The organism is Delftia sp. ZNC0008 (assembly GCF_000799035.1).
Classification (GTDB): Bacteria; Pseudomonadota; Gammaproteobacteria; order Burkholderiales; family Burkholderiaceae_C; genus Comamonas; species Comamonas tsuruhatensis.
Genome location: NZ_JTKZ01000367.1, coordinates 1 through 3,809 on the forward strand (window position 1 = coordinate 1; position 3,809 = coordinate 3,809).

The following is a 3,809-nucleotide window of genomic DNA, read 5'->3' on the forward strand; positions in this document are numbered from 1 at the left end:
CCGCGTTGTCCAGGGCCGGCAGCTGCTCGGGCGCCTTGCCCGCGTCGTCGGCGCGGTGGCCACGGCGGCCCATCAGGATGCGCAGGCCGCCTTCGGCCTCGTCATAGACAAAGAGCTTGCGCGCCATGCTGCGCTGGTAGCTCAGCATGTCGATCAGGAAACCCATGGCGCCCAGGCTGTTGCCCAGCTTGTCGAAGACCTGGGCACGTTCTGACTCGGCGATCTCGCCCAATACCAGCCGCTCCACGGTTTCGCGCATGCGCTGCATGGCCTGGGTGGCCTGGTCCAGACCCAGCACGGACAGCACGCCGCGCATCTGCGCCATCTGGCCAGACACCGGCGCCAGCACGGTGGCATCGGCGGGGTTGCGGAAATACTGGTCCAGGTGCCGCTCGGCCTCGGCCAGCGTGGCACGCAACTCCCCCACGACCGAGCCCATGGTCTGGTGGTCGCTGGCCTGACGGTACAGCTCCTCCATCCACGGCTCCAGCGGACGCGCGGGCGCGCCCTGCAGGGATTCCTCCAGGCGCTGTACCAGGTTGGCGGATTGCTCGGCCAGTTCCTCGTCGCCCATGTCCATGGTGGCAAAGGCCGCCTGCAGATAGAGCACGGAGGTGGCCACTTCCATGGCCAGTTCCGCCGGCGGCGGCTCGCCGATGCGGGCCACGGTTTCGGCCACCTTGATCAGCATGCGCGCCAGGCCATGGCTGGCCGGGTGCAGCTTGACCAGGGATTCGGCCACCTGGGCGAACTGGTCCACCACGATCTTGGTGCGCGCACGGTCGCCGCCTGCCAGGGCGGACCAGGTCTCCGCCGCCGTGGTGATGCGCTTGCGCGCCTGCACCAGCACGGCCGGGTCGTAGCGGCCAAAGCGGGTCTGCTGGTAGTCCACCTGCGGCTGGGCCTGCATGCCATAGGCCTGGCGCACGGCCTGCAGGGCAGCGCCGGCCTGCTCGGCCGGGCGCGCCTGAGCGCAGAAGAACAGCAGGTCCTGCAGCAGGCGCGCAGGCGGCGTGCGGTCGCCCTTGGCCATGGCCGCGTACTGCAGCAGCACGCGCGAGGCCATGCGTTTCACATAGAGGTCGACAACGATCAGGCCGCGCGACTGCGCGTCGAAGAAGCCAGCGGCCACCTTCCAGAAGCTGCGTGCAGTGACATCCTCGGTCTGGGCCACGGCAAAGCGCAGGCACAGGTCACGCATCTGGGCGGCGGCCTCGCGGTCATCGCTCTTGACCATGCGCAGCACCACGCCGTCGAGCAGGGCACGGGCATCGGGCCCGTAGGCCAGCGGCTCGGCCTGGCGCGCCCATTCGGGCTCGCGCGCGCGGCGCTCGGCAGGCCACAGATCGGCCGGATGCACCTTGTCGTTGCCGGCCAGCGCCTGGGTGTCGCGGTATTGGGGAAACAGGGCCACGGCCGAGACGGTCTTGCCGGCCAGCACGGTTTCCAGGTATTCGATCAGGGCAAAGCTGGCGCGCTCCAGCGTGGCGGCAGCCTGGTCGGTGCACAGCTCGGGGCGCTGCACGAAGCGCTGCACGGCGCTTTCCATGCCGCGCAGCACCAGGGCCGGAGAGCCCAGGCCCACCATTTCGAGGGCGCCGCAGGCCTGGTGCAACTGCTGGCGGGCGATGCGCAGGGCCGAGGTGTCAAGCTCCTCAAGGTCCGAGGCGCGCGCCGCATCGGCATCGCGCACGAAACGCGCCACGGCCTTGCTCGCGCCTTCCAGCGACTTGCGCAGCTCATCGAGCACCCAGGCCAGCGGGCCCAGGTCCTGTTCGGTGTGCGCGGCCTGCGCCGCGCCCGTTTGCGATTCGTCAACCACTGACATGGACAGTTCCCCAAGCCCCTAGGGCCTGTGCATAGCTATGTTGGACCGGGTCAGGCAATCTTGAAACGCGCCACCGACTGGCGCAGTTCCTCGGCCATGTGCGAGAGTTCGCGCACCTGCTGCGCCGTGGTGCGCGTGCCTTCGCCCGTCTGCTCCGTCACCGCGAAAATGTGCTGGATGTTCTCGGCCACGTCGTTGGCCAGGACGGCCTCGCGCGAGGTGGACGAGGAGATCAGCTCGATCAGCTCGGCCAGGTGGCGCGACACGGTATCGATCTCGGTCAGCGCGGTACCTGCGGAGTCGGACAGTCGCGCCCCCTCGACCACACCCTGGGTAGAGCGCTCCATGGCGGCCACGGCATCCTGGGTGTCGGTCTGAATCGCCTTCACCAGCGCCGCGATCTGGCGCGTCGCATCTGCCGAGCGCTCAGCCAGGCGCTGCACTTCTTCGGCCACCACCGAGAAGCCGCGACCGGCTTCACCGGCCGATGCGGCCTGGATGGCGGCGTTCAGCGCCAGCACGTTGGTCTGCTCGGTAATGTCGGAAATCAGCTCGGTGATTTCACCGATCTCCTGCGAGGATTCGCCCAGCCGCTTGATGCGCTTGGAGGTTTCCTGGATCTGGTCGCGGATGGAGTTCATGCCGCCGATGGCGTTCTGCACGGCCTTCAGGCCCAGGTCCGCAGCTTCCAGCGACTGGCGCGCCACCTGGGCAGATTCCTGCGCCTGGGTCGAGACCTCGTTGATGCGGCCTGCCATGTCCAGCACGGAGCGGCCGGTTTCGCGGATCTCGCGCAGCTGTTCGGTCGACGCGGCCAGCAGCTCGGTGGAGTTGGCATCCACCTCGGCCGTGGTCTGTGCCACGCGCGTTGCCGTGTTCTGCACGCTGCCCACCAGGGCGCGCAGCTCTTCCACCGTGTAGTTCACCGAGTCGGCAATGGCGCCGGTGATGTCCTCGGTCACGGTGGCCTCCTGCGTCAGATCGCCTTCGGCCACCGATTGCAGTTCGTTCATCAAGCGCAAAATCGCGGCCTGGTTGGCATCGTTGATGCGCTTGGCTTCATGCTCCTGCACGCGGGACTCTTCCTGGCGGCGTTCGGCCGCTTCCTGGCGCAGACGGCTGTCGAGCAGCTGCACGCGGGACAGGCCCACGCCGCACAGCAGCACCAGCACCGTGGCCAGCGCCAGCAGGCCCATGGGCAGCGAGCCGATGCCGGCGCCGCTTTGCAGCTTGTTCTGCAGGTCTTCCAGATGGCGGCGCAGCGGTTCGCTGTCGGCGTTGATGGCGGTCTGGGCTTCGCGGGCGGACACCAGGCCCTGCAGGTTGCCCAAAATGGCGCTGGCCTCGCTGCGGGTCTCTTCGTAGAGCTTGATCAGCGCCTCGATCTGCTCGCGGGTCTGGGCGTCGCGCGTGGGAGGCAGGCGCAGCTCGCTGCTGCCGCTCAGCAGGCTTTCGGAGATTTCCTTGAACGAGTTCAAGTCCTTGCCCAGCAGGAACACGGCCTCGGGGCTCACGCCTTCGGCGGTCTGGAATTCGTTGGCCGACTTGCCGATACGCTGGGTCAGCATCACGAGCTGGCCGGCAGCGGAGATTTCCGCCGGGCTGGCGCCCTGCTGCAGCTTCAGCGAGGAGATGGTTTCGGCGATCTCCAGCAGGTCCGAGGACTGCCGGTTGATGGTGCGCAGCGCGTCGCCGACCTGGGTCAGGATCTGCTTTTGGTCCATCACCACCTTGGCGCTTTGCTCGGCGCGCTCCATCAGCGGCGTGATCTGGGCCAGTTCGTCGGCATAGGCGCCGCCCAGCGGGCGCACGCCCATGGAGTCGTCGCCCGAGGCAATGGCGCGCACGTTGCGCGCCAGCACGCCGGAGCTGTCCTGCACGTCCACAAAGGAGGATGCCGCGCCCGTCAGCGCCTGCGAGACCGACTTGGCCAGACGCTGCGACTGCATCAGCGCCTGGCCGGTGGCGGCCAGCTACGCGG

At 68.4% G+C, this 3,809-nt stretch carries 2 pseudogenes; both read right to left on the reverse strand.

The annotated features are described in order from the left end of the window. A pseudogene (locus tag L995_RS12260) lies at positions 1-1,828 on the reverse strand (hybrid sensor histidine kinase/response regulator); the annotation flags it as partial. A 50-nt stretch (positions 1,829-1,878) separates the two neighbouring features. Then, positions 1,879-3,801, reverse strand: a pseudogene (locus L995_RS12265) (methyl-accepting chemotaxis protein); the annotation flags it as partial. Positions 3,802-3,809 lie beyond the last annotated feature (8 nt).